22 protein-coding genes, 1 riboswitch and 1 other annotated feature are annotated in these 23,466 nt (G+C 55.7%); of the genes, 2 read left to right on the top strand and 20 right to left on the bottom strand.

Annotated features, from left to right (window positions below):
* Nucleotides 1-2: 2 nt before the first annotated feature.
* From DWX75_RS08915 to map, 7 genes are all read right to left on the bottom strand, one after another.
* Nucleotides 3-695 carry a M15 family metallopeptidase gene (locus DWX75_RS08915; RefSeq protein ID WP_199497573.1) on the bottom strand — a complete coding sequence of 231 codons (693 nt, stop codon included), beginning with the start codon at nucleotides 693-695 and terminating at the stop codon, nucleotides 3-5.
* A 140-nt stretch (nucleotides 696-835) separates the two neighbouring features.
* Nucleotides 836-1,624: a transporter substrate-binding domain-containing protein gene (locus DWX75_RS08910; protein WP_233519547.1), complete on the bottom strand. Its 789-nt coding sequence runs from the start codon at nucleotides 1,622-1,624 to the stop codon at nucleotides 836-838.
* Nucleotides 1,625-1,833: 209 nt separating this feature from the next.
* Nucleotides 1,834-2,958, bottom strand: a complete 1,125-nt coding sequence (gene tnpB / locus DWX75_RS08905; RefSeq protein WP_118015980.1) for an IS200/IS605 family element RNA-guided endonuclease TnpB — start codon at nucleotides 2,956-2,958, stop codon at nucleotides 1,834-1,836.
* A 5-nt stretch (nucleotides 2,959-2,963) separates the two neighbouring features.
* Nucleotides 2,964-3,371, bottom strand: a complete 408-nt coding sequence (gene tnpA, locus DWX75_RS08900; RefSeq protein ID WP_040636139.1) for an IS200/IS605 family transposase — start codon at nucleotides 3,369-3,371, stop codon at nucleotides 2,964-2,966.
* Nucleotides 3,372-3,825: 454 nt separating this feature from the next.
* Nucleotides 3,826-5,121, bottom strand: coding sequence for a diphosphate--fructose-6-phosphate 1-phosphotransferase (gene pfp, locus DWX75_RS08895; protein WP_118015979.1), 1,296 nt, complete (start codon nucleotides 5,119-5,121; stop codon nucleotides 3,826-3,828).
* Between the two features lie 150 nt (nucleotides 5,122-5,271).
* Nucleotides 5,272-6,588, bottom strand: coding sequence for a DEAD/DEAH box helicase (locus DWX75_RS08890; RefSeq protein ID WP_118015978.1), 1,317 nt, complete (start codon nucleotides 6,586-6,588; stop codon nucleotides 5,272-5,274).
* A 34-nt stretch (nucleotides 6,589-6,622) separates the two neighbouring features.
* Nucleotides 6,623-7,495 (bottom strand): type I methionyl aminopeptidase, encoded by an 873-nt coding sequence (gene map, locus DWX75_RS08885; RefSeq protein WP_118015977.1) that lies wholly within the window; start codon nucleotides 7,493-7,495, stop codon nucleotides 6,623-6,625.
* Between the two features lie 206 nt (nucleotides 7,496-7,701).
* Here map and DWX75_RS08880 point away from each other — a divergent pair, with 206 nt between their 5' ends.
* Nucleotides 7,702-8,547: a polysaccharide deacetylase family protein gene (locus tag DWX75_RS08880; protein WP_118015976.1), complete on the top strand. Its 846-nt coding sequence runs from the start codon at nucleotides 7,702-7,704 to the stop codon at nucleotides 8,545-8,547.
* 80 nt (nucleotides 8,548-8,627) lie between these two features.
* Here the strand turns inward: DWX75_RS08880 and clpB are convergent, their stop codons facing one another.
* The 12 genes from clpB to DWX75_RS08820 form a co-directional block, all read right to left on the bottom strand.
* Entirely contained in the window at nucleotides 8,628-11,222 is a 2,595-nt protein-coding gene (gene clpB / locus DWX75_RS08875) for an ATP-dependent chaperone ClpB (protein ID WP_118015975.1), read from the bottom strand.
* Between the two features lie 169 nt (nucleotides 11,223-11,391).
* On the bottom strand, nucleotides 11,392-12,081 hold the full coding sequence (locus DWX75_RS08870; RefSeq protein WP_199497577.1) for a thiamine phosphate synthase: 690 nt from the start codon (nucleotides 12,079-12,081) through the stop codon (nucleotides 11,392-11,394).
* A 2-nt stretch (nucleotides 12,082-12,083) separates the two neighbouring features.
* On the bottom strand, nucleotides 12,084-12,434 hold the full coding sequence (locus DWX75_RS08865; RefSeq protein ID WP_118015973.1) for an MTH1187 family thiamine-binding protein: 351 nt from the start codon (nucleotides 12,432-12,434) through the stop codon (nucleotides 12,084-12,086).
* A 28-nt stretch (nucleotides 12,435-12,462) separates the two neighbouring features.
* Nucleotides 12,463-13,302, bottom strand: coding sequence for a hydroxyethylthiazole kinase (locus DWX75_RS08860; protein ID WP_199497572.1), 840 nt, complete (start codon nucleotides 13,300-13,302; stop codon nucleotides 12,463-12,465).
* Between the two features lie 53 nt (nucleotides 13,303-13,355).
* A riboswitch (TPP riboswitch) is annotated at nucleotides 13,356-13,454 on the bottom strand.
* 11 nt (nucleotides 13,455-13,465) lie between these two features.
* Nucleotides 13,466-14,464, bottom strand: coding sequence for a hypothetical protein (locus tag DWX75_RS08855; protein ID WP_118015972.1), 999 nt, complete (start codon nucleotides 14,462-14,464; stop codon nucleotides 13,466-13,468).
* A 192-nt stretch (nucleotides 14,465-14,656) separates the two neighbouring features.
* The gene (locus DWX75_RS08850) at nucleotides 14,657-15,226 is read right to left on the bottom strand and encodes an aminodeoxychorismate/anthranilate synthase component II (protein ID WP_118015971.1); all 570 of its coding nucleotides are present in this window, start codon (nucleotides 15,224-15,226) and stop codon (nucleotides 14,657-14,659) included.
* Complete coding sequence (gene trpE, locus DWX75_RS08845) at nucleotides 15,207-16,706, bottom strand: anthranilate synthase component I (protein WP_118015970.1); 1,500 nt, start codon at nucleotides 16,704-16,706, stop codon at nucleotides 15,207-15,209. Before trpE ends, DWX75_RS08850 begins: the two co-directional genes overlap by 20 nt.
* A gap of 15 nt (nucleotides 16,707-16,721) precedes the next feature.
* On the bottom strand, nucleotides 16,722-17,525 hold the full coding sequence (gene trpA / locus DWX75_RS08840; RefSeq protein WP_118015969.1) for a tryptophan synthase subunit alpha: 804 nt from the start codon (nucleotides 17,523-17,525) through the stop codon (nucleotides 16,722-16,724).
* Nucleotides 17,525-18,712: a tryptophan synthase subunit beta gene (gene trpB / locus DWX75_RS08835; RefSeq protein WP_118015968.1), complete on the bottom strand. Its 1,188-nt coding sequence runs from the start codon at nucleotides 18,710-18,712 to the stop codon at nucleotides 17,525-17,527. Before trpB ends, trpA begins: the two co-directional genes overlap by 1 nt.
* A 32-nt stretch (nucleotides 18,713-18,744) precedes the next feature.
* Nucleotides 18,745-19,527: an indole-3-glycerol phosphate synthase TrpC gene (gene trpC / locus DWX75_RS08830; protein ID WP_118015996.1), complete on the bottom strand. Its 783-nt coding sequence runs from the start codon at nucleotides 19,525-19,527 to the stop codon at nucleotides 18,745-18,747.
* 2 nt (nucleotides 19,528-19,529) lie between these two features.
* A complete protein-coding gene (locus DWX75_RS08825; protein WP_118015967.1) occupies nucleotides 19,530-20,153 on the bottom strand; it encodes a phosphoribosylanthranilate isomerase in 624 nt (207 codons plus the stop codon).
* 66 nt (nucleotides 20,154-20,219) lie between these two features.
* Nucleotides 20,220-20,473: a binding site (T-box leader), on the bottom strand.
* Between the two features lie 64 nt (nucleotides 20,474-20,537).
* On the bottom strand, nucleotides 20,538-21,236 hold the full coding sequence (locus DWX75_RS08820; RefSeq protein ID WP_118015966.1) for a Tat pathway signal sequence domain protein: 699 nt from the start codon (nucleotides 21,234-21,236) through the stop codon (nucleotides 20,538-20,540).
* A 222-nt stretch (nucleotides 21,237-21,458) separates the two neighbouring features.
* On the opposite strand from DWX75_RS08820, the gene DWX75_RS08815 reads away from it, so the two are divergent.
* A complete protein-coding gene (locus tag DWX75_RS08815) occupies nucleotides 21,459-21,665 on the top strand; it encodes a hypothetical protein (RefSeq protein WP_118015965.1) in 207 nt (68 codons plus the stop codon).
* Nucleotides 21,666-21,798: 133 nt separating this feature from the next.
* On the opposite strand, the gene DWX75_RS08810 is transcribed toward DWX75_RS08815, so the two are convergent.
* Nucleotides 21,799-23,250 carry a transposase gene (locus DWX75_RS08810; RefSeq protein ID WP_233519546.1) on the bottom strand — a complete coding sequence of 484 codons (1,452 nt, stop codon included), beginning with the start codon at nucleotides 23,248-23,250 and terminating at the stop codon, nucleotides 21,799-21,801.
* Between the last annotated feature and the right edge of the window lie 216 nt (nucleotides 23,251-23,466).

Below are 23,466 nucleotides of genomic sequence, written 5' to 3'. Positions count from 1 at the left end.
GCTTACTGGATGGGGAACATAAAATAAGTATCCGGATACGGCTCATTTTTCAACGTAAAATGCCACCATTCCGTATCTAGCGGTTTGAAGTCATTGCGAATCATCGCCTCGCGCAGAATCATGCGATTTTTGAACTGCACTTCATTGATTTGTCCATTTTTCGGCTTTTTGTTGCCTTTATATTTGCCCGTGTATTTGCCTGTTTCAGGATTGCCACACCAGTCGGGATGACTTTCCACACCAAAGTGATCAAAGACGTTCCCCATATCCACCTCTTTTCCTGTCCGCATATCAAAGAGCATCAAATCCAGTGTGGAACCACGGCTGTGGCCTGACTTAGCATCAATATAGCCATCGGCGAAAAGGCGAGTCTTATCCACCTGCGGATAAAAATACTCCTTCATACGTTTGTCGCCAAGATTCTCCGCCCAAGCGACAAAATTATCAACAGCCATCTGTGGCCGGTACGCATCGTAAACCTTCAACCGATAGCCCTGCTTTACCACATCATCAGAAACTGCCCGCAATGCCTTGGCCGCCTGTCTTGTCAAAAACATACGCGGAGCCTGATAGCCTGCAATGCGATCTCCTACAAAGTTATAGGTGAAATAATAACGCGGTTCCAAAATGACATCCGGCACCGCCTCCGATAGCTCCACAAAACCGGAACTATTGGCAGGATTTACCTTTGTCACGATAACGAGCGACCCCTGTGGTGCCTGTTCGGCACGGACCTCTGGAACAGCCATAGTAAGCGCAATAGTCATACTTGCAGCAATTAATAATCCCTAAATCACTTTACTGAGTTTTGTTTGCATCCTAAAAACCTCCCTATTTACTTCAGATACTTATTCTCCAACGTCTTCATGGTACCATCCATGCGCAGTTCTGCCAGAACAAAATTGATATAATTCAGCCATTCCTGGTCCCCCTTAGCCATGAGTATGCCGCAGGAGTGGCGTGTAAACGGCTCATTTATCAGCGGTGCGGCCAGCCGCTTATCGCTTCTGACATAATGCGCCGCCTCCACGGTTTCCGTAATCATGATGTCTGCCTTGCCTTCAGCAATCTGGCGTGGAATGTCAGCATTCTCATTGTGCACAATGAGCTGCACATGTTTCAGATTGGCATGAGCAAATTTTTCGTTCGTGCCGCCGGGATTTATCATTACCCGCACATCCGGTTTGTCAATATCTGAAAGACTTTTAAAACGCTTGGCATCTTTCTGGCGGCAGAGAATTGTTTTTCCGAACATCCCCTCTCCATAGGCATCGGACATGGCCATGATCTTTTCCCGATTGAAGTTGCGGGAAATGCCGCATAGGGCAATATCGAATTTATCTGCTTGTGTGTCGGCCGCAAGGGTTGGCCAGGTTGTCGGCACATATTCGATTTTCACCCCCAAGGACTCGGCAATCAGCTTGGAAATCTCGGCATCTATCCCTTCATATTTCCCCGTCTCCAGGTTCCGATACGACATGGGGATATAATCCCCCGTTGTGCCAATGCGAATAGTTCCCCTCGCCAAAATATCTTCCAAATGTCCCGCGGAGGCAATCCCCAGCGGCAAAAGCATAACTACCGTAAAACACAAGGTCAACAATACCCTCTCGATTATTCTCATTGTCATAGCCCCCCTCTCTTGTATGTCATCGGACAATCTTCTTATTTTTCTTCAAGATTCAATTCTACACCAGCTGTTGACACTCCCCATGCCTAAAGGCAGGGGATTCTTGGTTCGACGACCACTGCGCCGCCTCCGAGGAATTGGCGTCTTACACGATCTCCCCAAGCGTGAATTCCCGTGTGCCCCACGGTATGTTCTATTTCCGTTCATGCAACTTTGGATTTGTCTTCCAAAGCCTTGCGCAGGATGTTCTTTGCGGCATTCACATCTCTGTCGTGATGGGTTCCGCATGCTGGGCAATCCCATTCGCGGACGCTCAAATCCTTTGTCAGTGGATTCTGACAACCGCAGACGGAGCAAGTCTGACTTGACGGGTAGAACGTATCAACTTGGAGCAGTTCGCCGCCGTGTCGTTCTGTCTTATACGACAGCTGACGAAAAAATTCGCTCCAGCTCACATCTGAGATGGACTTCGCGAGTTTATGATGCCGCAGCATTCCCTTGATGTTCAGATGTTCTACGGCTACTGTTTGATTTTCACGAGCAAGCCGTGTCGATATCTTGTGAAGGAAATCCCTGCGAATATTTGCGATACGTTCATGGACGCGAGCAACACGGACACGCGCTCTTTCACGATTCACTGATCTCGACATCTTTCGGGAAAGCCGCCGCTGCTCTCGGCGGAGCTTGCGCTGGAGCTTCTTCAGTGGATGTGGGTTCTCTACGGTATCGCCGTTGCTATCCGAATAGAATACCTTCAACCCAACGTCAATACCAATCTGCTTGCCATCGTTTGGGCAGGACAAGGATCCTTTTTCTGCTTCGACACAAAGCGAAACGTAGTATTTGCCTGAGGCAGCCCGGCTTACCGTGGCAGAGAGAATCCGGCCATCGAAGTCACGGCTCTGCTTGATTCTCACAAGACCGATCTTCGGGAGCTTGATCCTCTTGTCGATGATACGGATACCGTTTGTTTGATTGCGCGTCCGGTAGGACTGGCTGTGACTATGTTTCGACTTGAAGCGCGGGTATCTTGCCCGCTTTGCAAAGAAGTTCTGAAACGCGCGGTCAAGGTTCCTCAGGGATTCCTGCAATGCCATGCTGTCCGCTTTGGACAGCCATGCAGTTTCCTCGCGCTTCTTGAGGTCAGTGAGCAATTTGCTTGTCTTGACGTAAGTCAGCGAATTGTGATTCGCTTTCCATTCGTCGCGACGCACCGCGAGGAAGTGGTTGAATACGAAACGTACACAGCCAAGCGTGCGGTTGATGAGGTTTTCCTGCGTCCTGTTCGGATAGATGCGGAACTTATAGCCCAGTGTGTACGTTTCCATTTTTCTCACTTCCTTTGCGATGTCTTTTGGCTCTCGATATACTGCTTGACGATTCCAAGCGGCGCACCGCCGACCGTAGAACAGAAATAGGAATTTGTCCAAAGTGTCGGCAGTTTCGTTGTCAGCCAATGAAATTCCTGTCTTAGTATCCTCGACGTTTTGCCCTTGATTGTCTTCACTGCTTTGTGAATTCCGAATTGCGGATCTACCTCCAAAAGCAGATGTACATGGTCTGGCATGATTTCCATCTCGATGACCTCAAAGTGGTTTTCGGCCGCGATGGACTGTATGAGCTCCTTCAATCTCACATCCACACCATTTACGAGCACTTTTCGACGATACTTAGGACAGAATACAATGTGATATTTACAGGAATATACGATGTTACGGTTTGAATGATATACTCTGTTCATACTTGTATTATATTATACTTTAATAGTTAATACAAGTATGAAGGAGGAAAAAGTTGTCCGCCTTCAATTGCTTACGCAAATTCGGCGGACGCGCCTTGTATCCCCAACCCTAAAGGGCGGGGTTTTACGGCGCTTTCGATAAAAAAGTAGTATCTTTTCACGCTCAATTAGTGTAAGATGTTTGTAGTGGCACATAGCTCCTCCTGGGATCTGGGTTGTTGTTGCAAACACCATTATACCAGAAGTCTATGTGTCATTTCTTTATTTTGTTGCACTTACATTGTAAATCCGCCTTCCAAAACAATTATACCAAAGAATCGCTGGTGTTTTTTGCTATTCAGACCGGGAAACTTTGTGCCACTTTATTTTACAATTCATAAAAAAATAAAAAAAGACGGCAGGAGAATTTCTCCCGCCGCCTGCCAAGGGGCTGATTCCTGCACACAGGGTGCCTTTATTTCTTTGCTGCTTCCTCTTTCTGCTCCGGTGCCGGCGTTGGGGCATCGTCAAAGAGATAGGCATAGCGGGCCTTGAAGGCCTCCGGCGTCATGCGATACGCATTGGCAAGGCCCGGATCGTCGAGATCCTCCTTCTCCATGCGCATCATCGAGCCGCGGGCAATGCGATACTGTACGGATTTGATGTTAACCTTGCGCACGCGCGTCTTGCCCGTGGCCGGGTCTTTGATGTCCTCGAAGCGCATCGGCACGGCCTCATTGTTCTGAATGGAAATCAGAGCACCGCTGTCGCCGCGCATAAGGAACTTGACGGCCGAATAGCCGAGCGAGCGCGCGTAGTCGATATCGTAGGCAATCGGCGCCGAGCAGCGCAGCTCGTAACCGATTTCCTTATCAATGACGGAAATCTTGATGCCGATCTTCTTGACCTCAGCCAGTACGGCCTGCTTGAGGATTTCACCAAAGTCGAGCTCACTGTAGCGGATATGGCCGTGCTCGTCCATGACGACCTCGCCGAGTTTTTTGAAGTCTTCCGGCATGATCTTCTCGATGACGCCTTCGGCAATGACGGCTACGCCGTAATTCTTGCCCGTCAGGTAGCGCTTGACGATGGCACCCGTGATGATATCGACGAGCTGCTGCAGCGGGATCTTCTCCTGCGGGAACTCCTCCGGGATGATCGTGATGGCGGCACCGGCGCTGCGGCCCATGCCGAGAGCCAAGTGACCGGCCGTGCGGCCCATGGCAATCGTGAAGTACCAGCGGTTGTTCGTCGTACGCGCATCTTCCATGAGGTTCTCGATCTCCGTCGTCGCAAAGGCGCGGGCCGTCTCGAAACCGAACGTCGGCACGCCTTCCGGCAGCGGCAGATCGTTATCGATGGTTTTCGGCACATGAACGACATTGATCGTACGCCCCATCTTGCGGGCTTCTTCGGAAACGGCTGCCGAGCTGTAGGCCGTATCGTCGCCGCCGATCGTCACGAGATGCGTGACGCCGAGCTCCGTCAGTGTCTCGACGACCGTGCGCAGATCCGACTCCTTCTTCGTTGGGTTGAAGCGGGACATCTTGAGGATGCAGCCGCCCGTCATATGGATGTGGCTGATGTCCTTCGGTTCGAGGCGCACGTAGTTCTTCTCACCGCGGGCCAAGCGTGAAAAACCATCGTATATGCCAAGCACATCCCAGCCGTGACGCGTTGCTTCATTCGTGATGCCGGAAATGACACTGTTGATGCCAGGAGCCGGGCCGCCGCCACAGACGATTGCGATAACTTTCTTGATGCCGATCATGTAAATACCCCCTTGTTGAACTGAATCTATTTTCTTTATTTCGCTCTTTCCTGCCAGATTCCTGCCTGTTTCTTCGTTTTTATATAATTTTTTGACAACTTTTTCGTTAAAATAAAACTGCACCAGCCCAAAAGCTGATGCAGTCCTGTATCAGTGCCGTCCCATCTTCGAGCGGCGGCTCATATTCGTCTTGGTTCCATGCGGCTTCTGACGGCGGCTCCGGTCATTGCGGCCCTTGTGCGCGGCGCCCTTGCGGTTCGCGTATTTGGACAGCGGCTTCTTCTTCGCCTTGTGCTCCTGTCGCTTGTCCCGGATCTCCTTGAGGATCTGCTCCTGCTTCTCCTTGTGGCGGCGGCCGCGCTCCGAACGCTGCTTCTCGATGCGGCTCTTGATGCCCGACTCGATGCGGCGCAGCAGATCATACTGGCGCGCATTGACGAATGTCACGGCCTTGCCGTGCTCACCGGCGCGGCCCGTGCGGCCGATGCGGTGGATGTAGCTCTCCGCATCGTGCGGGATATCATAGTTGAAAACATGCGTCACACCTTCGATATCGAGGCCGCGCGCGGCGATATCCGTCGCACAGAGGATTTGGAGCTCCGCCTTGCGGAAACGCTTGAGGACCAGCGCGCGCTGGACCTGCGAAAGGTCGCCGTGCAGCTCATCGACGAGATAGCCGCGGGCCGCAAGTGCCATCGTCACCATATGCGCGCGCTGCTTCGTATGGCAGAACACCATGGCCAGATAAGGCTGATCCTGATTGATGAGCTCACAGAGCTTGTCGATCTTCGTCTCCTCGGTCGTATCGACGATGACTTGCTCGATGGCATCGAGCGTCACATGCTCCGATTTGACCGCGATATTCTCCGGCGTCTGCATGTAACGCAGCGAAAGCGCCTTGATGCGGTCCGGCATCGTCGCCGAAAACAGCATGAGCTGACGATCCGGCGCCGTCTCCTTGAGCAGGAGCTCCACATCCTCGATGAAGCCCAGGCGCATCATCTCATCCGCCTCATCCAGCACGACCTTGTTGACCTGAGAGAGATCAATCGTCCTGCGGCGCAGGTGATCGAGCAGGCGTCCCGGCGTGCCGATGATGAGCTGCGGATGGCGCCGCAGCTTCTGCTTCTGGCGCTCGATATCCTGCCCGCCGTAAATGACGAGCGAGGAAATGCCCGCGGCCTCCCCGACCGTCTTTGCCACCTTCGCGATCTGGATGGCCAGTTCACGCGTCGGCGTCACGACGAGCGCCTGTGCGACCTCAGCCTGCGGCTTGAGTTTCTCGATGATCGGCAGCAGGAAGGCCAGCGTCTTGCCCGTGCCAGTCTGCGCCTGCACGATGCAGTCGCGGCCGGCCCGCACGACGGGGATGGCCTGTTCCTGCACCGGCGTCGCCTCGCGGATGCCCTGATAGCGCAGGACCTCGCAGAGTTCATCCCGAATGCCTAAATCCTTGAATGTTGTCATTGCTTCTGATTATCCTTTCGCGTTATACCGTTCTTCAGGACGAAAGAACCTCCGTCCCCGTCTCCGTGATGAGGATCGTGTTCTCCCACTGGGCCGAGAGCTTCTTGTCCTTTGTGCGGACCGTCCAGCCATCGCCCTTGTCAACCACGACTTTGTACGAACCCTCGTTGATCATCGGCTCAACCGTCAGGATCATGCCCGGCACGAGCAGCATGCCCGTATCCTTCTCGCCGACATGCGGGACAAACGGCTCCATATGAAAATCCTTGCCAACGCCATGGCCGCCGAGATCCGTGACGACGGAATAGCCATTCTCATGCGCATGGGCTTCGCAGGCCGCGCCGATATCGCCGAGGAAATGCCAGGGCTTGGCTGCTGCGACGCCGAGTTCCATGCACTCCTTCGTGACGCGCACGAGCTTCTCCGCTTCAGGCGAAGCCTGGCCGACAATGTACATGCGCGAAGCATCCGCATAATAGCCGTTGAGGATCGTCGTGATATCGATGTTGAGGATATCGCCTTCCTTGAGGATGGTCTTCTGCGACGGAATGCCGTGGCAGACGACCTCATTGATGGAGATGCAGACATTCTTCGGATAGCCTTCATAATTGAGGCAGGCGGGGATGCCGCCGCGCTCGCGGATGTAGTCGGCAGCGGCCTGGTCGAGGCTCGCCGTATCCACGCCCGGCTTCACGAGCTCCGTCATGAGGTCAAGCGCACCATCGTTGATGACGCCTGCTGCCCGCACACCGGCAATATCCTTCTCATTGTTGATGATCTTCTTCGGCGGACGCACCTGACCCTTGAAGATATCGAATTTCATTTCCGAGATACGCTCGTCAAAATCCGCGTGGCACTTCTTATATTTCTTGCCGCTGCCACACCAGCATAAATCATTTCTCATCATGATGTGAAAAAACTCCTTCTTCCTTAGAATAGTCCGGCTCTTTCCGCCGATTCCTAAGTATATGGTACGTATCTATTATAGGACGGATTTCAGGATTCGTAAAACAATTTCTTGAGACTTCACGTTCCTTGACCGTACCAACGCCTTGTTATATACTAAACGGTATGTAAATTTTCTACGAGCTTGAAAGAAAAGGATGTGTCTGGATGACTAGATGGTTGAAACGAATCCTGCTGCTGCTCCTGATCGCATGCATTGGCATCGTCGGGATCTGCGCCTATCGGATGCACACAGCGGACCGGGCCGTGCCGGTGCTGAACTACCACCAGATCAATGACCGTGACCAAAACTCTCTGACCGTACAGACGGCACAATTTGAAGAAGAGATGCAGTATCTCGTCGACAATGGCTACCACGCCATCACGCCGGAAGAAATGCTCGATGCCTGGGAAAACGGCACGCCGCTTCCGGAAAAGCCTGTCATCATCACCTTCGATGACGGCTACGTCGACAACTACAAGAATGCCTTCCCGATCCTGCAGAAATACAACCTCAAGGCAACGATCTTCCTGATTTCCGATTTCATAGGCACGTACCCCAATTACATGACCTGGGGCGAAGTCGAAGAAATGCAGCAGAGCGGCCTCATCGACTTCGAGAGCCATACGCTCTCGCATCCGGAACTCGACAAAATCCCGGCCGATGAAGTCTGGACGCAGCTTTCCGCCTCCAAGCAGGCCCTCGAATGGCGGCTGAATAAGCCGATTCGCTTCATCGCCTACCCCTGCGGCTCCTATGACCAGGAACTCGAGCGCATGACAAAGGAGGCCGGCTACCGCGCTGCCTTCACCGTGCACTACGGTCTGGCTTCCCCCTCGGAGAATCCCTTCGTCCTCGACCGCGTGCCGATTTTCGGCTGCACGACGCATCAGTTCCTGCGCTTCCGCCTGCGCCTTGAGTACGCGCCGATTTTCGCGCCGCTCGACGCGCTGAGCCGCAGCCTCGTTAAGGACGGCCATACGATTCTCGCAAAATTCGTCCCGGCACCATAACATCCGTACAAAAAAGACTCCCGCATGATTGCTCATGCAGGAGTCCTTTTTATATGGCAACTTGTGTCAGACGCACAAGTTTAATCTTCCACCGTCGCCTTGACCTGCGTCGTGAAGGTGAAATCATGTCCATCGTAGCCGATCTCGACGGTATCGCCTTCCTGCACGTCGCCGCGGATAATCTTCTTGGAGAGTGCCGTTTCAACCGTATGCACGAGCAGGCGGCGCAGCGGACGGGCACCGAAGTTCGGGTCGAAGCCCTGATTGGCAAGTGCCGTCAGAGCCTCATCGGTCCAGGCAAGGGAAATCTTGACCTGACGCTCCAGGCGTTCGCCGAGGCTCTTGAGCATGATGGCGGCAATCTTCTTGACCTGTTCCTTCTCGAGGGCCTTGAAGACGATGATGTCATCGACACGGTTGAGGAATTCCGGACGGAAGTAATCCTTGAGGATATCCTTGACCGCAACCTTTGCCTCCTCATAGCTCTTGTTGAGGATCTCATGCGAGCCGAGGTTCGACGTCATGATGATGACCGTGTTCTTGAAGTTGACGACACGGCCCTTGCCATCCGTCAGGCGGCCATCGTCGAGGATCTGCAGCAGCACGTTGAAGACATCGCGGTGTGCCTTCTCGATCTCATCGAGCAGGATGACGCTGTACGGACGGCGGCGCACGGCTTCCGTGAGCTGCCCGCCTTCATCGTAGCCGACGTAGCCCGGAGGCGCGCCGATGAGACGCGATACGCTGTGCTTCTCCATGTACTCCGACATATCGATGCGGATCATGCTGCGCTCATCATCGAAGAGGGCTTCTGCCAGCGTCTTTGCGAGCTCCGTCTTGCCAACGCCCGTCGGGCCGAGGAAGATGAACGAACCGATTGGGCGGTTCGGGTCCTTGATGCCGGCACGCGCGCGCAGGATGGCTTCGCTGACGGCCTTGACGGCTTCATCCTGGCCGACGACGCGGTCGTGCAGCACATCTTCAAGATGCAGCAGCTTCTCGCGTTCGCCCGTCAGCATCTTCGTCACAGGGATACCCGTCCAGCGGCTGACGACCTTGGCGATGTCCTCCTCGCCGACTTCCTCCTTGAGCAGGCGGTCGTCCTTGGATTTGGCCGCGATGATCGCTTCTTCCTCCTTGAGTTTCTTCTGGAGTTCCGGCAGCTTGCCGTACTTGAGTTCCGACATGCGGTTGAGGTCGTACGCACGCTCGGCTGCTTCCATCTCGCTGTTCACGCCGTCAATTTCCTTCTTGATGGCGCGCACGCGCAGGATGGCATTCTTTTCCGTCTCCCACTGCTTCTTGAGTTCCGCTTCCTGCTGCTGCAGGTCAGCCTTCTCTTTCGTGATGCGGGAGAGCTTCTGCTGCGAAGCTTCATCCGTCTCCTTCTTGAGTGCCTGCTCCTCGATCTCCAGCTGCATGATCTTGCGGCGGATCTCATCGAGCGGCGCCGGCATGGATTCAATCTCCGTGCGCAGCTTGGCAGCGGCTTCATCGACGAGGTCGATGGCCTTATCCGGCAGGAAACGGTCGGAAATGTAGCGGTCGGAAAGCGTGGCGGCTGCGACGAGCGCCGCATCACGGATGCGCACGCCATGATGAACTTCGTAACGTTCCTTGAGGCCACGCAGGATTGAGATCGTATCCTCGACACTCGGCTCACCGACCATGACCGGCTGGAAGCGGCGCTCGAGAGCCGTATCCTTCTCGATGTACTTGCGGTATTCGTTGAGCGTCGTCGCGCCAATGCAGCGCAGCTCGCCGCGCGCCAGCATCGGTTTCAGGAGATTGCCGGCATCCATGGCGCCTTCCGAGGCACCGGCACCGACGACCGTATGAAGCTCATCGATGAAGAGCAGGATCTGTCCTTCCGACTTGGCAATCTCATTGAGTACGTTCTTCAAGCGTTCCTCGAATTCGCCACGGTACTTCGCACCGGCGATCAGAGAACCCATATCGAGTGAGAACAGCGTCTTGTTCTTGAGGGATTCCGGTACATCGCCCGCCACGATGCGGCGTGCGAGGCCTTCGACGATGGCCGTCTTGCCGACACCCGGCTCACCGATGAGCACCGGGTTGTTTTTCGTCCGGCGCGAAAGGATCTCGATGGTGCGGCGAATCTCCTCGTCGCGGCCGATAACCGGATCGAGCTTGCCGGCACGCGCCGCAGCCGTCAGATCGCGGCCGAATTTCTCGAGGGATTTATAGCCCTCTTCCGGATTATCCGTCGTGACATTCTGTTTGCGGTTCTTCTTGATGGAAGCCTGGATGGCAGATTTCGTCAGATGGAACTGACGGCAGATATCCTGCACCTCGCTGCTGCCGTCCGTCACAAGGGCCAGCAGCAGATGTTCCGTCGAAACGTAATCGTCCTTCATGGATTTGGCATATTCCTCGGCGCGGCCGAGCACGCGGACCATGTCCATGCCCATGCCGAGGCGGTCCGTGCCCTTGACACTCGGGATCTTCGCGAGTTCCTGCTCGAGTCTTGCCTTGAGCATCGGTAGATCTGCCTGGCATTCCTCAAAGATCGTCGCGAGCAGCCCCTCAGGTTCCTTGGCCAGTGCCAGGAGCACATGGGCCGACGTGATTTCCTGATGATATTTCATGGCCGCGATCTGCTGAGCGGATTGCAGGGCCGCCAGCGTCTTGGCTGTGTATTTTTCTTGTCCCATAATCGTATCCTCCATAATCGCTCTGTCTGATTTTCTGATTCTTGCGGAGCGGCTTTCGTCCGTTCCTGAATCTTATTATAGCGCAATAAGTCAAAAAGTCAAATACTTTTTCGACTTTTTGACTTATTTTTTCAAAATTTTTTTGGAGGGCAATTCACAGGCAAAAAGCTCAGGATTTTCGCCAGATGGACACCATCTCTTTCGCTGCCCGGCCGGGATTTTCAGCTCCCGCCACGGCGCTGACCACGAAGAAACCTTCGACGCCTGTCGCCTTGAGTGCAGGCAGATCGCAGGCCTTGACGCCGCCGCCCACAACGACGGGCACCGGGCTGATGCGGTGAAGCTCCGTGAGCTCTTCAAAGCTCCGCGTGATCACGCGCCCATCGGCCCCGCGGCCGCAGTCGCGCTTCGTCGGCGTCTCGTGCAGCGGCCCCGCGCCAAAATAATCGATATCGGATGTATCGGCATGGCGGACGTAATCGAGAAGCTCATTCGTGCGGGCGGAGAGGCCGATGACCCCGCGCTCGCCAAGATACTTGCGGCAGACACTCACGGGCACATCGCTCTGCCCCACATGGATGCCATCCACCTTGATGCCCTGCTCACGTGCGGCCAGCACGACATCGAGACGATCATCGACAAGCAAGGCCACCGCGTCCTCCTTGTGGAGCTCCTGCAGCACGCAAGCCGTCTCGCCGCACAGATTTATGAGCTCCCTTGCCGATGCCGTCTTGGAACGCAGCTGCAGGCACGTAAAGCCGTGGCTGACCGCCGCGCGGATAACCTCTGGCACCGGCCGCCCGAGTGTGTTCTCCGGCCCCACGACAAAGTACGCGGAGATATCGAGTCGTTCACGCATATTCACTTCGCATCGCTTCCTTCCTGATTTTCCTGATTCACCTGATTCGCCTTTGCCATGGCAATCTTTTTCTCCATGCGTTCCAGCTTGCCATGCATCATATCCTGATAACCCGGACGGATGTCCGCCTTCAGGACCACCTCCGTGCGGATACCGCGGTCGGCCAGCACCATCGTGGCCTTCTTCACCACGGCCATCACCTCATCCCATTCGCCTTCGATCTCCGTGAACATCGAATTGGTGCGGTTCGGCAGTCCCGATTCCCGGATGACCTGCACGACCTCGCCGACATAAGACGACATTTCCTCACCGGTCCCGCACGGAGCAATGGCCACCGCAATCAGCGCATTCATCGTAAAGCCCCCTTTTCATGCCATCGATTCATATCATATAGAACGGATTGTCCGCAATCTCCTCGGGCTTTGCCTGATAGAGCTCATCGAGGAAATAAGCGGCGAAAGTACCCGGTCCGCCGGCACGCTGTTCGGCTTTCTTTCCGGCGAAATTGTATGCCTGCACAGCCGCCAGCGCCGCGAAAAATGGCGTGGTCACAGCGGCGTAGACGGCTGCCACGCCGCCGAGAGAGCATCCGGCACCCGTGACCTTCGTGAAAAGCTCTGAGCCGCCCTCGCTCATGACCGTTGTCGTGCCGTCCGTCACGAGATCAAGGGGGCCCGACACGGCCGTGGCACCGCCTGTGAAGCGGGCCAGCGATTCGGCCGCCAGCTTTGCCTCGCGCACGCTGTCCGTCGCATCGACGCCGCGCACGCCGTCAGCCGCCATGCCCGAATCGAGCTGCCAGAGATTCGCGAGCGCGATGATTTCCGACGCATTGCCGCGCACGATGGCCGGCGGCGTCTGGCGGAACGCGAGCAAAAGGTCCCGCCGCATGCCGCCGAGTCCGATGCCGACGGGGTCGAGCACCCAGGGATGGTGATGATCAGCCAGGCTGTGCGCCGTCAGCGGCAGCGTCTTCTCGTAGATGGGCAACAGCGTCCCCATGTTGATGTACATGGCACTGCCGAGAGCCGCCATGCCCGTCCCTTCATCGGGCAGATAGACCATGGCGGCTGAACCGCCGGCCGCCAGCTGCGCATTCGCCACGAAATTGATTGTCACCGAATTCGTGATGGATGGCACGAGCGGCGTCGTCTCCTTCGCCTTGCGGACGGCCAGGAGAATGCCCTGCTTGATTTCTTCCAGTTCCATATCTATCACCATTGCCTTTCTTTCTCCAGGAGACCCGGCGTCAAAAAGAGCCCGCCTGCCGGCGAGCTCCGAATTTCTTTGCTCCCTTCGCGAGTCTTGACTCCACAGGTTCTAAGGGTCAGGCCATGCCTTCTCAACACCGAGGTGTACCCCTGCAAATAATCGATATGCGATTTTACTTGACGTCTGCCTTCTTGCCGGCAGGCGCGGCGTTTTCATTGGCCGTGCCGGCCTTGATATCGCGCGCACTGGCCAGGATCTCAGCGGGGACCTGCACATCCTCGAGCTCGTTGAAGTCACGGCCCTTGAGGCTCAATTCCACCGTGCTGTTTTCGAGAGCCTTGCGGTACGAATCCTTATCCTCGCGCGTCATATCGCTGCGCTTCAGATAGATGAGCCCCGCCTTGCGGATGGGCTCCGTCAGATTGGCGTGGAAATCCGTCAGCGTGTTCTTCTCCTCATCGATGGTCACCGTATACGTGAAATCCGGCACATTCTTAAGGATTGACTCCAGCGTTTTCTGCATGTCGGCATTGGCGAGGTTCGGGTGCTCATTCTCGAGATAGAGCTTGCCGAGGGCCTTGCCATCCACCGTCACGAGGTACGTCTGTGCCGCTCCTTCCTTCACGTCAAACTGCACATCCTTCGCAAAATCCATGAAGCCGTTGCGGAAAGCCGCCGTCCAGAACCCGTTGACCGTCTTGTCCATCGGCTGGCGCTTCGTCACGGATTTCTCCCATTCGCCATGGCCGAGACGGCAGTAAAAGGCCGTGGCCTGCTCCGTCTCGCGGATGTAGTAGGCGAGATCGCGCTCAAATTCCGGCGCGCCCGGCAGCGAAAAACCGATGGCCATCTGCCCCTTTGCGCGCGTGTACGGCTCGGATACAAATGAGATGCCGCTCGTAAGCGTGGCACTGCCCTTCGGCGTCGTCGCCACCAGCGACAAATCATACGTCCCGTTCTTGACTTCTGCCAATTGATCGAAAGCCTTATCCAGCGAAGCCCTGGCATCGAGCGGCACCACCGTTTCGGCAGGCGCTGCTGCCGGTGCTGACGGTTCAGCCGTTGCCACGGGTTCTGCAGCTACAGGTGCCATCGAGGCTTCCCCATAGGGAGCCAGCCACAGGGACAGTGCCAGCAAAGCAGCGGCCATCCCCTTTCTCTTGGACATCATAAGGCATCTTCCTCCTCCCGGTTCCAGTCAGCGGCCATCATGCAGACAGGCAGCAGCTGGAATAGTCTTCCCCATTACGGGATGTTTCTTTATGTTATTCCCCGGTACCGGGCAAAAATCCTGCTTGCTGCACATGATTTCTAAAAGAAACCCAAACGATTTCCAAGAGGTGCTAAAAAAGTGCTTAGATATTCAGGAAAGATGCGCGAGGAAGTTCTGCATCATCGTCTTCCCCGTCGGCGTCAGGATGGATTCCGGATGGAACTGGATGCCCTCGATGTCCATCTCCTTGTGGCGCACGCCCATGATTGTGCCATCGTGCAGCTCACTCGTGACTTCGAGGCAGTCGGGCAGCGTCGCACGGTCGATGATCAGTGAATGATAGCGGCCGACCTCGATATCCTGTGGCAGGCCGGCATAGAGCCCCTTGCCGTTGTGGTGCAGCGGCGATACCTTGCCGTGAATAATCTTGCCCGCGCGCACGACCTTGCCGCCGAAGACCTCGCCGATGGCCTGATGGCCAAGGCAGATACCGAGAATTGGCACCTCGCCGCCGAGCTCGCGAATCACATCCTCGCTGATGCCGGCGTCCTTCGGCACGCCGGGCCCCGGCGAGATGACAATGCCCTCGTAGCCGCGACGCCGGACCTCCTCCACCGTCGTCTTGTCGTGGCGGATGACCTCGACCTCGGCCCCAAGCTCCGACAGGAGCTGGTAAACGTTGTACGTAAAGGAGTCGTAGTTATCTAAAAGCAACAACATCGTTTTCCACCTCCTCTACGACCTCAAACAACGCCTTTGATTTCTGCAGGATTTCCTGGTATTCCTTTTCGGGAACAGAGTCGGCGACGATGCCGGCCCCCGACTGGATGATGGCGGTGTCGTCGTTCTCGATGCGCATCGTGCGCAGCGTGATGCACATATCCATGTTGCCGCAGAAATCCATGTAGCCGACCGTACCCGAATACGAATTGCGCGGCACGGGCTCAAGCTCATGGATGATCTCCATGGCGCGCAGCTTCGGCGCGCCGCTGACCGTCCCCGCGGGGAACGTCGCCTTGAGCACATCCATCGGCGTATACCCCTGCTTGAGCTTGCCTACGACCTCCGACACCATGTGCATGACATGGCTGAAATACTCGACCTGGCGCAGCTTCGTCACGCGCACGCTGCCCGGCTCGCTGATGCGGCCGATATCGTTGCGCGCGAGATCGACAAGCATCGAGTGTTCCGCACACTCCTTGACATCCTTCTGCAGGCCCTCCGCGAGCGTCTTGTCCTCCTGCGGATTCCTGCCGCGGCGGCGCGTGCCGGCAATCGGGTATGTGTAGACCGTATCGCCCGACACCTTGACGAGCATCTCCGGCGAAGCGCCGACGAGCTTCACGCGGCCGAAATTGAAGTAGAACATGTACGGCGAGGGATTGACCTGACGCAACCGGCGATAGAAGTCAAAGCAGGGCTTCGTAATCTTCTCGCGGAACTGGCGCGACGGCACGACCTGGAAGATATCACCCGCGAAGATATGCTCCTTGGCCTTGCGGATGGCTGCAAGGAAATCCTCGGGGGCCTGGCCGAATTTCTTGAGGAAGTCGACCTTTTCCCGGCGTTTAGCCGCTTTTTTCTCCTGTTTCGGCAGCGGCGCCGAGAGCCGTTCTTCAAGGGATGCGATCTTGGCGGCGACGGCATCGTACGCCTCGTCGATGTCGCGTCCATCGACATCGGCCAGGCAGACGAGCCTGGCGCGGTTGCGCAGTGCGTCGTAGACGACGAGCACACGGCAGATCATGAACTGCCCCAAAAGTTCTTCCTCGCCTAAATCCATGCCGCGCACGCGGTCGAACGTTGCGACGATATCGTAGTTGAGATAGCCGACCATGCCGCCGTTGGCGAGCGGCAGCGACGGATCTTCGACGGCCGGGCGGAAATTCTTCATGTACGCCTTGATGGTGTCGACGGGCGCGCCGTCGATGCACTTCATCAGGTCATTCTCCTTGATCATCAGCTTGTTGCGAAAGACCTGCAGCCGGGCAAACGGCTCAGCACCGATAAAGGAATAGCGGCCGAACTGCTGATGCGTCGTATCGACGGATTCGAGGATAAAGCCCTTCTTTTCGCCGACAAGCTTGTAATAAACGGATACCGGCGTATCCATATCCATGTTGATCTCTTTGGTGACGGCGATGAGATTCGTCTCCGCCGCGAGCTTATGGAACGCCTCCCGTGATGGTTTCAGCTCCATGATGACCCCTTCCTTTCAGGCTTTCCGGGCATATGCCTTGTCGAGTGCCGCACGCATGTCGCGGATGAGCTGCACGGCTTCCTCCATCTTGCCATCGAGCAGGCGCTTGACGACGGCACTGCCAACAATCACGGCATCGCTCTTGGCGGCAGCCTCGACGGCCGCTTCCGGTGAACCGATGCCGAAGCCGACAGCCAGCGGCGTGTCCGTAAACCGGCGGGCCTTCTCACAGACCTTGCCGATCGTCGAATAATCGATTTTCTTGACGCCCGTAACGCCGTTGTTCGAAACGCAGTAGATGAAACCCGTCGCGCCCTTGCACGTCTCCGCCATGCGCGCTTCCGTCGTGCCTGGCGTGATGAACTCAGTCAGATGGAAGTCATGCGCCGCGCAGATTCTGCGCATTTCGCCCGACTCCTCATGCGGCACATCGGGAACGATGACGCCGTCCATGCCCGCAGCCTTGAAATCCGTGACGAATTTCTCAAAGCCGTAATGGTACATGTTGTTGATGTAACCCATGCCGATCAGCGGGATATCCGAGAACGTGCGGATCTTGCGGACAATCTCGAGTTCCTTCTTGAGCGTCATGCCGTTCCTGAGAGCCACAACCGAAGCCGTCTGGATGACGGGACCGTCGGCCATCGGATCGGAGAACGGCAGGCCGAGCTCGATGACATCGGCACCGGCGGCCTCCGCCTGCTTCACAGCCTCGATGGTCGTTTCGACATCCGGCGCGCCAGCCGTGATATAGATGAAGATTCCTTTTTTGCCGGCTGCCTTGAGAGCGGCCATTTTTTTATCCAAACGCGTGCTCATTACTCAATCTCCTCCCCGAGAACCTTTGCTACCATCTGTACATCCTTGTCGCCGCGGCCCGAGAGCGTGACGACAACCGTCTCGTCCGGACTCGTCGTCGGCATCAGATTCTCGAGGTACGCGAGTGCATGCGAACTCTCCATGGCGGGGATGATGCCCTCGATCTTCGAGAGGCGCTGGAACGCATCGAGTGCTTCCTGGTCCGTGACGGATACGTACTTGACGATGCCGGCATCCTTATAATAGGAATGTTCCGGTCCGACACCCGGATAATCAAGGCCTGCCGAGATGGAGTATGCCTCGACGACCTGGCCGTCCGGATCCTGCAGCAAATAGCTGAAAGCACCGTGCAGGATGCCCGGCTCGCCGGCCCCCGACAGCGTCTTGGCATTATCGGTCGGCGCTTCACCGCGGCCACCGGCCTCGACGCCGAACTTCTTGACAACCGGGTCATTGCGGAAGTCGTAGAACGTGCCGATGGCATTGCTGCCGCCGCCGACGCAGGCGATGAGGTAGTTCGGCAGGCCGCCGATCTTCTCCATCATCTGCGCACGAATCTCCTCGCCAATGACCTTCTGGAAGTCGCGCACGATCGTCGGATATGGATGCGGACCGACGGCAGAACCGATGATGTAATGCGTATCCGTGATATTCGTCGCCCAGTAGCGGATGGCCTCACTCGTCGCATCCTTGAGCGTTCCCGTCCCCGAGGAAACCGGGATGACCTTGGCGCCGAGCAGCTTCATGCGGAAAACGTTGAGCTTCTGACGTTCCACATCGAGCGCACCCATGAATACATGGCACTCCATGCCGAAAAGCGCGGCGACCGTCGCCGAAGCGACGCCGTGCTGACCGGCGCCCGTCTCCGCGACGATGCGCTTCTTGCCCATGCGCTTGGCGAGCAGCGCCTGGCCGAGCGCGTTGTTGATCTTGTGCGCGCCCGTGTGCAGGAGGTCCTCACGCTTGAGGAAGATCTTCGCACGGCCGTAATGTTTCGTGAGCTTCTCGGCGTAATACAGATTCGTCGGACGGCCGGCATATTCGCGCAAGTAACTCTTGAATTCCTCCTGGAACTCCGGATCATCCTTGTATTTTGCATAAGCGGCCTCCAGCTCGTTGAGAGCCGGCATTACGATTTCCGGGACATACTGTCCGCCATAAGCTCCAAATCTGCCTTTCGTATTCATGTATATCTTCCTTTCCATTCTTACCATCTGTTTTATGCACGGGCCTTGACACCGGCAAAGGCCCGCGTCTGCGCGGCGACATCATCGGCCCGCACAAGACCCTCCCCGACGAGGATGCCCTGGCAGCCCGCATCAGCCAGCCGCTGGGCATCATCCAGCGTGAAGATGCCGCTCTCGCTGATGAGCGTCCGCTCGCGGTCCGCATACGGCAGGAGCTCCATCGTCTGCTCGATCGACGTCGTAAAGCTCACGAGGTTGCGGTTGTTGATGCCGATGAACTCAGCCGGCGTCGCGAGCGCTGCCTCCATATCACGGCGGTCATGAACCTCGACGAGTGCATCCATGCCGAGGCTCCAAGTTGTGTAGAGGAAGGACTTGAGCTGCTCCGGCGTCAGGATGCGCGCGATGAGCAGGACGGCGTCGGCGCCGAGCAGCCTGGCCTCGTAGATCTGATACGGATCGATGATGAAATCTTTCCGCAGAAGCGGCAGCTTCACCTCGCCGCGGACCTTGCGGAAATCCTCATTGCAGCCGAGGAAATGCGGGTCCGTATGCACCGAGAGCATCGCGGCACCGTTGTCCTCGTAGATATGTGCGAGCTCCTCCACCGTGTACCTCCGGCACAGGCGGCCCTTGGCCGGGCTCTGCAGCTTGCACTCGGCAATGAGGTTCCATGGCTTCGCCTTGAACGCCTGCGCCATGCGGAAGGACGCCGGCGAGAGGCCCCGTTTCACCTCCGCAAGCGGCAGCTCCTGCTTGGCCGCCGCCACGATATCGCGTTTCTTCGCCACGATCTCAGCTAATATATCCCGCAATGTCAATTCCTCCCATTCCATGCTGCTACCTTCTGCATGAAGGAGCGTATCTTGTCGACTGATTTCTCTTTGTGCACCTCGAGGCTGCCCGAGACATCGACGCCGTACGGCTGGAAAATCTCCGCCGCCTCGGTGACATTTGCCTCGCTGATGCCACCGGCTATCAGTACCGGCTTCTCGACGGCCCGAATCTCCGCTGCGGCACGCTGCCAGTCAAAGGACTCACCCGTGCCGCCCGCCTGTCCCGGCCGGTACGCATCGACGAGGATGAACTCCGCCGGGAAATCATTGGCGGCCGCGGCCGAGAAACCGTCGCCGTACCGGTAAGCCTTGATGACGGGCCGGTTCAGCCGCCTGACGTACGCTGCATCCTCGTGACCGTGCAGCTGGATGTAATCGAGCCCGGCCTCATCCGCCGCCGCACAGACCTTTGCAGGCTCTTCATCGACGAAGACCCCGACCTTCCTGGCCCGATGAACCGTGCGTCCGATGACGGCGGCCTCAGCCGGCGTCACGAAGCGGTGACTGTCCGGCCAGAAGATGAAACCGATGAAATCCGCCCCCGCCTCATCGGCAGCCCGTGCCGCCGCTTCTGTCTTCATGCCGCATAATTTCGCTCGAAGCATCCTGCCATCTCCTCATCTGTATCCCATAAACATAAAAAACCCCGCCTGACAGATTCGTTTTCTGCCTGACGGGGCGAATATTCGTTTCGCGGTGCCACCCGAATTCAACAGCAGCCACTGCTGTTCTTCTCATCCGGTACGGGAACAAAGTCCGATACCGTAGCCCGATAACGGGGGCAGCCGTCCCAGCCTACTTCCTCACGGGTTCGGTGGGCTCTCGCAGGACCATTCACAAGGCATATCGCGCCGGACCTTGCACCAGCCGCCGGCTCGCTGAAGGGATAGAGACCTTGCTACTATTTCCTGTTCGATGATTTCATCTGTAACACTGTTAACTTGTTGATGGGTCTTATATTACACGCATCTTTTTGCCTTGTCAAGGGTTTATTCACAAAAATCCTGCATGTCTCCGCCCATAATACCAGGATAATGACCATCATCATCCATGTGGCGCGCCATTCTGTCCCCTGTTTGTGGACGAACAGCTGATTCATCCACGCCGAGCTGCTTGGCCACATCCGACCACGTATTGTTGATTTTCTTATAGGACAGGACTTTCCGGACATCTTTGTCCGCCGCCTTGGCCAGACGGCCGGCCATGTCGATATCCTGCGGACGGTAGCCATCCTTCAGCAGTGCAACGACGGTATCCTGGTCGACATTGCCCTGCTGGCTGATGCGCTTGGCCGTCATCTCATCACGCTCGGCCAGGACCTGATCATGGGTGACGCCGAGCTTTGCGCCGATATCACGCCAATCAGCGTCGTCGGTCTTCATCGCCATGACATCGTCAAAGGACTTGCCGCTGAGCTTGGCCAGCATGGCGGCCTGACCGATGTCGCGGAAATCCTTCTTGTCCTCGAGGGCCGTCTGGACCTGGCTCTCGCTGACGCCAAACTCCTCAGCAATGCGTTTTGCCATATCCGCCGTATCCATCTGACGTCCGCCACGCGGTCCCATTGCCTGTGTGGCAGCATATGAATGAGCTGCCCCGGACTGCGTCGAAAGCAGCCCCACGCCGCCAGCCGTCAGGATTGCACCGGCCAGCATGCCGGCTATCATTTTCTTCTTGAGCAAATTCATATCATCATCGCCTTTCTGTTGCATCATTATCCGTAAAATCAGAAATATCCATAACGTTTTTTGTTATGGATACAGTATAGGTGTTCGGATTTAACTTGTCTTTAGCAACGAGTTAGAAATACATTGTATTTCTTTCCAGTCAAATTTCAAAAAAACAAGGAAAAAAACGTGCCGATGTCGTATAATAATAAATACAGGTTATTACAGAAAGAGGTGACTAGGATGACTGAACAGGAAATCGAGAAACTCGTCCAGGATAAGCTCAGCGAAGCTTACAAGGAAAACGAGCCGCCGAAGAAGTTCTTCCTCACGGAGAATGGCCGCGGCGTCGTCGATGGCGGTGACATGTACAACGCTGTCGTAGAGGACGTGCTCCGCATCGTGCAGAAAGCCATGACGGAGACGCTCAAGGAAGCGCTGAAAAAATAAGCTCGTAATAAAAAGGGGCTGTGACAAAATGTAAAATCATTTTGTCCACAGCCTCTTTTTGCGTGCCGAGAGCTTCCTGTCCTGAAAAAAGGGTATACAACCCCTTTCCCCATAAAATGGTATACCATCCATCCTATGCGGCCTGTCTCATCTTTTGCTTTTTGTTGTAGTACTTATACAGGTTGTGACCTATTGAAACCAGGAAAATCTCCATGCGGACAGCATCGCTGCCTCTCCGCACTATTTTTTTGTACCAGCGGTCTGTCTTCAAGATACCGAATGTTCCCTCTGCTTGGATTGAGCGGTTCATCCGCAACAGCGCTCCCTGGATGCTGTTCAGATTCTCCACGACCTCTTGGTGCATGGCGGTCAGTTCTCGATTTATCCGGATGGTCCTGTTCCGGTCTGTCCGCTTGCAGTCAGATGCACAGGGGCATCCTGTACAGTCCTCGCATTGGTAGACCTCTTCCTGGCGGCCAAAACGGTTCCCTCTCACATTCTGGCGATACAGGAAACGGAAGGCCCGTCCATTTGGACAATGCAGTGTACCGGTCTCATCAATCTTGAAGTTCACGGCTCGGTAGGGATCCTGCTGATATGCCTTATCTGTCATCTCTTTCTTGTACATAGGGAACTTCATGTACTTCTCCATTCCATGCTGCTCGCAATAGATGTAATTATTGAATGAACCGTACCCGGCATCCGCTATGGGATATTTGGGGTAGAAGCTATATTTCTCGTGGAACTTCTCCATCAACGGGATGAAGCAGTCCATATCTGAGCGGTAATGGTTCACATCTGCAACAGCGATATACTCATCGGCAATACCAAATTGGACGTTGTAAGCAGGGAGCAGGCGTCCGTTCCCCATATAGTCCTGCTTGACTCGCATGAATGTGGCTGAGTGGTCCGTCTTGGCATAACTGTTCCGTCCGTCACCGCAGATCTGCAGTTTCTCGGTGTACTCGTCCAGCTTACTCATATATTCCCGAAGCCGCTCGTAATGACGTTGCTGCGGGCTCTTGTGGTGTCCGCGCCCGTGGACGAAGTCTGCTTCATCGAGCTTCCAGAAGGCAGTGTATTGCTTCAGCACCTCGGCCAGATACTCTGGGGCGTATTCCGTGTTTGTAGGGATGGCAATGCCGCTGGGAGCCAGTTCCGCATTGAGTTCTTCAAACAGTGCGGTTATCTTTGCAAACAAGCGGTAACGCGATTTCTCTGTGGCCTTCTTCCACACCCATTGATATTTATTTGCATTTGCTTCGAACTTCGATCCGTCAATGTACAGGTGGTTGAGGTCGATATGCTCCTCAGCAAATATCTGGCGGTTCAGGTCGTAGAACAGTTCTTCCACGGAAGGCTGGAGCACATCGTGGATGAAATAGCCGAACGTCCGGTAAGATGGGGTCTCGTGCTTCATGAGATACATGAAACGAAGGTTGACACGGCAATTGTCCTCGAGCTCGCGCAGTGAGATGTAGCCGTACTTCATGAATCCGAATAAGACTGTTTTCAACATGCTGACCGGGTCGTACCGAAGACGGCCAGTGCAGTGAGCTGGCACAGCCTTCAGGTACTTCTCCAAATTGATTCCCTCCATGAATCGGTCAAAAACCAGCACAGGATCACAGATATCCAGATAATCCGAAATAAACACTGGCAAAATGCCTTGTATTGTTTTAGAATGATATGTGGTAATCTTTTCCATAGTGGGATATAGAAAATTTTACCACAAAGAGGGCCGCATGCTCAATGAGCATGCGGCCCTCTTGTTTTTGGGGATCTGTTATTTCACAGCCCC

The sequence above is a fragment of the Mitsuokella sp. AF21-1AC genome (genome assembly GCF_003458855.1).
Lineage (GTDB): Bacteria > Bacillota > Negativicutes > Selenomonadales > Selenomonadaceae > Mitsuokella.
The sequence above is the reverse complement of the archived record's forward strand: the minus strand, read 5'-3'. Positions and strand labels throughout refer to the sequence as shown.